The sequence below is a fragment of the Bacillus sp. FSL R5-0659 genome, assembly GCF_038008785.1.
Classification (GTDB): Bacteria; Bacillota; Bacilli; order Bacillales; family Bacillaceae; genus Bacillus; species Bacillus safensis.
The window spans coordinates 1-6344 of record NZ_JBBOZU010000003.1 but is presented as its reverse complement, the minus strand read 5'-3'; the positions used below and the strand labels follow the sequence as shown (position 1 = coordinate 6344).

5 protein-coding genes and 1 pseudogene are annotated in these 6344 nt (G+C 39.5%); 1 reads left to right on the top strand and 5 read right to left on the bottom strand.

Annotated elements, in window-relative coordinates:
• The 4 genes and pseudogenes from NSQ72_RS19305 to mobV form a co-directional block, all read right to left on the bottom strand.
• Positions 1-204 (bottom strand): annotated as a pseudogene (locus NSQ72_RS19305) (protein rep); the annotation flags it as partial.
• Between the two features lie 498 nt (positions 205-702).
• The gene (locus NSQ72_RS19300) at positions 703-1830 is read right to left on the bottom strand and encodes a Rap family tetratricopeptide repeat protein (protein ID WP_341085099.1); all 1128 of its coding nucleotides are present in this window, start codon (positions 1828-1830) and stop codon (positions 703-705) included.
• A gap of 441 nt (positions 1831-2271) precedes the next feature.
• Entirely contained in the window at positions 2272-2454 is a 183-nt protein-coding gene (locus NSQ72_RS19295; RefSeq protein ID WP_144516572.1) for an antitoxin VbhA family protein, read from the bottom strand.
• A 404-nt stretch (positions 2455-2858) separates the two neighbouring features.
• On the bottom strand, positions 2859-4049 hold the full coding sequence (mobV, locus tag NSQ72_RS19290; protein WP_341085097.1) for a MobV family relaxase: 1191 nt from the start codon (positions 4047-4049) through the stop codon (positions 2859-2861).
• An 836-nt stretch (positions 4050-4885) separates the two neighbouring features.
• Here mobV and NSQ72_RS19285 point away from each other — a divergent pair.
• Entirely contained in the window at positions 4886-5491 is a 606-nt protein-coding gene (locus NSQ72_RS19285; RefSeq protein ID WP_144516570.1) for a hypothetical protein, read from the top strand.
• A gap of 37 nt (positions 5492-5528) precedes the next feature.
• Here the strand turns inward: NSQ72_RS19285 and NSQ72_RS19280 are convergent.
• Positions 5529-6344: protein rep (locus NSQ72_RS19280; protein WP_341085096.1), on the bottom strand; the 816-nt coding region annotated here is incomplete at its 5' end.

Sequence of the window (6344 nt, the reverse complement as noted above, 5' to 3'; positions counted from 1 at the left end):
ATCTCTCTTAAACGCAAGACATTCCGCACAATCACATACTTTCTCTGCCTTTTTTCCGTAGTAAGGCGCACCGGTACGCTTTTCAAGTCCTTCATAATGAGCCGCCATAAGTGACGATCTCACCTTTTTCCCTCGCCAATCCCGCTTTTTACCTGTTGCGGTTTTGTCCTCAAGGATGCTATAATTCGATTCAGATGAATACAAAGTGAAAAACCCCTTCTGACGCTAGTTCTCTAGCACTCTATTATTTTTGCTCGACACTTAAATAATAGCAGACGGGGTTTTTCACTGTCAAATTACCCTCAAACCCTTGACAATACTGGATTGATCGTACTTTTTGAAAATCTCATTGTTTCTATATGTATCAAGATAAGAAAAGACACGATTCTGACTCCGTCAAAATCGCCCAAAAAGCTGGCGGAACCGCCATCTTTTTAAAAGATCAAAACCCAAAAACCTAAAAGACCAAAGACTAAACCAAATTTCCCCGCAGGGGGAGATTTTTTTTTGATTTTTTGCCCATGCTGCTCAACAAAAAAACAGACCCAAAAGGTCTGTCACTTTTCATGTACCAAATCGAATAAGACTCATCATCATGTAGCCTTTCTTGAAGCAACTGACACATTTGAATCTTGTTGGATTACAAAAGAAGAACCACTAACGATTAATAAACTAGCACAAACAATTGAAAGCAGTAAGGCATTAAATTTCATACAAGAACTCGCCCCTCCGAATTTGTTTTTGAGCATAGATCATTTTGTTGTAAAAATATACAGAATCATCCATATGCCCAAGTTCAGTATAAAATTCAGCAGACACAAGCGCCAGTTCTTCTAAATATGGATAGCCTCGAATATCGTCAAGTTCTTCTAAAGCATCCGCAACAACAGTCGGTTGAGCCCCCTCCAAATAAAGAGCCTTCAGCACATTTAACAAATTCATGAAAAACCAATCATTGAACCTTTCGGCACTTTCAACACCCAACTCAAAATAGTGTTTTCCCGATTCATGCTCCTTTTTCTTGAAATGCAGTAAAGCCAACTCATAATAAATCTGTGTAAGTTCTTTAGCTCCAGACTCTTTAGCTTGATCAACAGCTTTGATCAAAAAATAAAGCGCTCTGTCCTGATCCCCCATATTTTTATAAGAATCACCGAGGTTAAGCAACGCTTTAGCAAGCATATACTTGTTGCCTAAATTCCTGGCCGACTCTTCCGCTTCTTTTAGATGGGGTATCGCTTTTTCATGCGTACATAAATCATCATAATTTCCTGCAATGACAAAACGACATTGAATCACCTTGATTTCATACATCCCGTTGGCTTTATGAGCTTTATAAGCATGATACGCCTGCTCGATATAATACATAGACAAATGCGTTTGCTTCATGTGATAAAAAATCTCTGACATCTTATAGTAAAATTCAGCCCGTTCAAGCTCATCAGCTACTTTATCCAGCTTCTTTTCTGCATGTCTATAAAAAGCAATGGCTTTTATGTACTCGCCCTTAGAGAATTCATACATCCCTTTAAAAAAGTGAACGTAGTATTCCATGATACCCGTCAACTTTTTACCTTCACCTTCAACAGCTCGCAAATAATCAGCTTTGTTCACTTGATTTTGAGAAGGATTTACATACTCAAGCATCTGCTCATGACGAAAGTCCATCAACTGAAAATAGAGAACAGCTTGTTCATCTTCTTCCATCACATCTAATTCGCGTTTAATCTCATCACGAAGCATTTCCGCATCTGTTACATTCAATTTTTTGATATGCCGATACCACTCATTAATCTTCTGTCCGACCACAGCAGCAGGAATACTCTCCATCCCATCTCTCTCCTTCGACATCCCTTTTTATGTTAAATGCTAGCATAATTTGTACGTTATAAAATCCATTCTAGTTCCAATTTTGAAAATTTTCGGTATCTCGCAACCGTTTTTGAATTTTGCTCGGTATCTCGCCATCAAGTTTTAGGAATCATGACAGCAGACAAAACGAAAAAACGCATTTAAAGCCCTTATAAGCGTTTTTAACCCATTCCCCTATTTCAATTACCTGAACAAAAATAAAAGCGCTCAGAATCGAATCTGAACGCTCTCAACGGCATTTTTGAAATGCACGACATGTTTTTTTATACGTTTTATTTTTCATCTTACATTACTACCCCCCTGTTAGAGTGAGGGGGTTCCAGTTGGCTACGGTGCTTCGCTTTTCGTTGCCACTCGACGACTGTCGTCGTCTTCCGCTACGCACCTGCGCCTGTTACTCTATTCTATCACTTTATAAGCCAATTCAAGAGCTTTTCTCTCAAACTCCTCATCTGTGATCTGACCCGATGCATGCTGCCATAATAATTCTTCCTCGTCAGCTGTAAGATAAATTCCTTCAATGGCGTGTGTTGCCTTCGCATATCTCATGCCTTTTTCAAAACGCTCTCTTGTCATTTTCATCATCGGACCGCCTTTCTTGGGCTCTGCCCAAACCCGCCAACGCTAGCACGTTGGATGGCAAATATTCAAACCCCCTACCCCCGATCTTCGGGGGATGCCCCTTCGGCAGGCGCAAACAAACGGGGTTTGTTTGAATAACAGGCTTTTGGGTGCAGTGAATGAGTCAACTCCTTAATGCTCACTTCGTTCCGCTTACCGTTGACTCATGCTTTATTTTTCGTTTTTTAAAAGGTTTTTATTTCTGCTGCTATATTAACAACGAAGAACAATATTACACAGAAAGGAATGAACAAAATGGAACTGGAAACAAAAAATTTCAAGTTGCGAATCGATGCAGCAGTAATCATTTTAAATGTCTTTATTGGCATCTCTTATTTTATTTAAACTGATAGGGCTTTTCTGCCCTATCTTTCCATCTCCATATCATTACTTTTCTTGGCTGTTCGAGCATTCTGTTTTCTCTCGTTTTCTTCACTGATAAATTTGTTTGCTCCAGGGGCTTCATCCTTATGATCAAAGTATTTTTCAGTGATCTTCATGTTCATTTTGGTGAGTATATGAGCTTTTGCATAACCAAGCAAAGCTCTATACTCTTTTTGCTTTTCTCCGAAAAAGGTCAAGAAAGCACTGATTGAACGCTTTAAGAAGCGATTCTCTGTTTCAAGTTCTTTCTTTTCAGCTTTCAAGCTCCTGTTTTCGCTTTTCAAACGATCATTCTCTTTAGACAACTCTTTTGTTCGACTTCGTTCACGTACCAATTCAGTCTCTAAGCTCTTATTGTCCCTTTTGAACACTTCACCGGCTCTGGCGATCTTTTGCAACTGTTCAAAATCTTCTTTACTCATTTGAACAGTTTTAGCCTTTAGTAAGCCGCCCTTCTCTTTCACTTCGATCTGATCGACTGCCTGCGCTTCAAATGCTGTCTTTTTTAAATCATCTAGCCGCCCCGAAATTTGCGCAGCTGCTTTTTCATGATCTAACTTTTGTTGCTCCAGTTCTTTGATCTCCTCTTTCAAGGCTTCACGTTTAAACTTGTTCATTTCAAGATATTTTTTATCTGAAGGCTCGCCGCGCAGCAAGCCAAACTTTTCGTTATGCTTCCCGATCGCTTCCTGCAGCTGCTTCATTTCAACTTTGTTGAAAATCTGCTTCGCAGATAGCTTTTTCTCCTTCGTGATCGGAACAAGCCCCACATGCATATGAGGCGTTTTTTCGTCCTTATGTACTGACGCATACATCACGTGCTCTTTTCCGTAACGCTCCTGAAGAAATGCCAGGTTCGATTTGAAGAATTCCTTTTCTCTCTCTGGAGAGAGCTTTTCGAAGAATTCGGGACTTGCCGAGATCATGAACGAACAGCACCTAACCGCATCTTTTCGAATGGCCCGTTTCGTCTCCACATTCTTCTCGATATGTTCGTTGATGAGTGCCTTATAATCCACTCGCTGATCATGCAATAAATCATAATTCAGATGCGCCCGATTTCGATCAATATCCGGGTTCGTGTGGCTTTCTTTTTCCCTCTGATTATGTATCTGTAGACCCTTTATATCCGCACTCTTAAACTTCCGCATATTACAGATAATGAAGCCCATTTTTCTCCGTCACGCCCTTCCCACCGGCAACAACTTTCTCTCTCAATTTTACCACATTTTCCGGCGACACTTCCATGTAAAGTATAGCCCGCTATACTTTACTCCGTAAAGTGCGGTCTCTGCCGAGGGCTACGACAGTCGCTTTCGCTCCTTCTGATCAGCTCCGCTGATAGGAAAAATCGCCGAAGAAGTCGGCTATTATTTTTCCTAAATTCAAGACCTCGGACGCTGTCCGAACCAGTCGGGGAAATCTTCCCCGAACCCCATAAAAAAGAAGCAGGCTTTATTCGCCTACTTCTTCTTCAAACCACAATGCAAAGAGCATCAAACCACAAATAATCATTGCCCCTAAATCCATCACATGAATTTCAATGGTCATCATGTTCACCTCCACAGTGAACGGATTCTACCACAGAAATTTTCATCAAAACGAAGCTCTAAAAAATAAAAAAAATGATTGCGGTCACCGCAACCAAAAAAGAAATTTTCCAATGAATTCCCAACGCTAAATAATTCAATGTTAGGATGAAAATATACCCAAAAAAAGGAGTGATTTCTATAGATCAATTCTACAAAAACGGTGGTTTATAGTAAGCCAAAACGATACCAATTATAGCTTCAATAAGTGAGATCACTATGATGATCAAATGATTAATAGGGCGATCTTTAGTAATTAGTTTCTGACCTAAATAATTCAGTAGATAGAAAACCAAAAACATTATTAAAACCGTATAAATAACAGCTAGCATACACAATACACCGTCCCTTATTTGTGGTTGTTTAACCAAATTTTGTAACCGTTTGTAATACTATCATTTCAGGAGGATTTGAACAATATGACTACAAAACTATCAAAAAAATCAATCAGCTCAACTGTTTTAATGGGACTTGCTGCGATCACTTTATCTTTAGGAATATATGCTCCAGATGCGAAAGCAACACAAAATGAACCTGTAGCACATCTGAAAGAAGTTGAAAGAATCAACGACAAACTAGATCAACTAACTGATAAAGCAAACTCTCAACTAAAAAAAGGATTAGATAACGTTGTAGTACAAGAACCTCTCAACGTACAGGGAGACAAACTTGAACTGTCTATGAACGTTGAAGACATTTCAACAAAAGCAGTACAACAAAAAAAATTCAATGCAAAGGTCAAAAATACCACTCCTGTTTTTGGTTTTGCTCATGAAGTAAGTGGTAAATTCACTTATGAAAAAGGCAAACTGAAAAGCAGCAGTTATGATGCTTATTTAACTGGTGTCTTTTATTCAAAATCTCACTCAACAAAACAACACAAACTAGACCCTAGCGTTTGGGAAATTCGCAGTAGAGGAACTTTCAAGGCACTGAAATACACACCTGTTGAATACTCTTCTCGTGTTGACGTAGGACTTTACGGCAGTGGAGATTATAGAGTTCTAAAAGCAAAAATCAACTAATCCATACAAAAAAGCAGGCTCTAGTCAGCCTGCTTTTCTATGTGATTATGTAATTCTTGATGCCTACATGCCAATGTGCCATGACTTCAAACGTCTCATTGGCTACCTCATCATCATCTTCTTCAATTCTGATCAGATCTCCATCTTCCGCATCCGTCAAATTCAGTTCCTTATGAATATCCTTCAAGATCCCGCCGTACCCGATCAACCGCCTGGCACTTAATGCATCATCCAAATAATAGACCGTATCCAAATTTTCCTCGGTCACTTCATTGCCACGTATGACATCCGTATCCTTCACAGGATACTTCGAGATTTCAAGAATGGCTTTTTGTTCTTCCATTGCTTCGCGGACTTCTTTTTCAATCGCTTCCGCATCGATTCCCTTTTTTCCTTTGACCCGCTGCACATGCACAATCGGTGTGTAATCCAATTTCATGGCACGCTTCCAAAGGCTTGTCCATTCTTTTTGATTAATATAGTTTTTACCAAAGTAACCAGTACGAACAGGAATCAACACATGAAAATGCGGATGATATGTATTTTCTTCATGATTTTTCGTGATCTCTAAAGCTCTGAAATATCCACGCACCGCAGAATCTACTTTCTTATATTTCATCAATCTATTAAAGCCTTTCATCATATCCGAAATGGTCTGTTTCAGAGCATCACCTTCGACATTACGGACTGTCAACGTGAGGAATATCCATGCTGGCTTATATTGCCGATTGGCTTCTTCAACGATCAATTTGTTGTGATAAGCAATTTTCAATGACCTTCGCCACGCACACATAGGGCATAACCTCACTTTACAAAAATAGGCTTGATATAATCGTAGTCTGCCCGTTTCTCG

Coding starts and splice junctions, on each gene's coding strand:
- NSQ72_RS19300 (WP_341085099.1), bottom strand. CDS start 1,830: ATGGAGAGTATTCCTGCTGCTGTGGTCGGACAGAAGATTAATGAGTGG.
- mobV (WP_341085097.1), bottom strand. CDS start 4,049: ATGGGCTTCATTATCTGTAATATGCGGAAGTTTAAGAGTGCGGATATA.
- NSQ72_RS19295 (WP_144516572.1), bottom strand. CDS start 2,454: ATGAAAATGACAAGAGAGCGTTTTGAAAAAGGCATGAGATATGCGAAG.
- NSQ72_RS19285 (WP_144516570.1), top strand. CDS start 4,886: ATGACTACAAAACTATCAAAAAAATCAATCAGCTCAACTGTTTTAATG.